This is a genomic window from Myxococcus sp. AM011 (assembly GCF_013372595.1).
Taxonomy (GTDB): Bacteria; Myxococcota; Myxococcia; order Myxococcales; family Myxococcaceae; genus Myxococcus; species Myxococcus eversor.
This window is the reverse complement of the sequence record NZ_JABXEM010000600.1, coordinates 1-401: the sequence shown is the minus strand read 5'-3', so window position 1 is coordinate 401 and position 401 is coordinate 1. Positions and strand designations below refer to the sequence as shown.

Below are 401 nucleotides of genomic sequence, written 5' to 3'. Positions count from 1 at the left end.
CAGGAAGCGCAGCGCGCGCCGGCTCACGAACGGGTCCGCCAGCGGCCGGCCCACGACTTCATCCACGCGGGTGAACAGCGGCTCGTTGCGGGAGAGCGCCACCTCCCGGCCGCGCGGCAGGGACTCCATCACGAACCGCTCCCCCACCCGTGAGGCCAGGGGATGGGAGACCAGCGTCAGCGCCGGCAGGAGGACGGTGGACCGGGAGTCACCGCCGTGCCGCTGGGGACTCGCGGTGGAGACGTCGTCGAGGAGTCTCTGCTTCATGAGGGGGACGCTCGGAGCCAGGGCCCAAGTGCACCTCCAGGCTACACGAGCCCGGAGCCCCGCGGACCCGAGGCGGCCTCCCGGCTGGCACACGCTGACATGTCAGCCGACGCCGCTGACATGCCAGCCGGGCA

The 401-nt window shown here is 72.8% G+C and carries 1 pseudogene; it reads right to left on the bottom strand.

The window, feature by feature from the left end:
• A pseudogene (locus HUW62_RS47595) lies at window positions 1–267 on the bottom strand (sigma-54-dependent Fis family transcriptional regulator); the annotation flags it as partial.
• Between the last annotated feature and the right edge of the window lie 134 nt (window positions 268–401).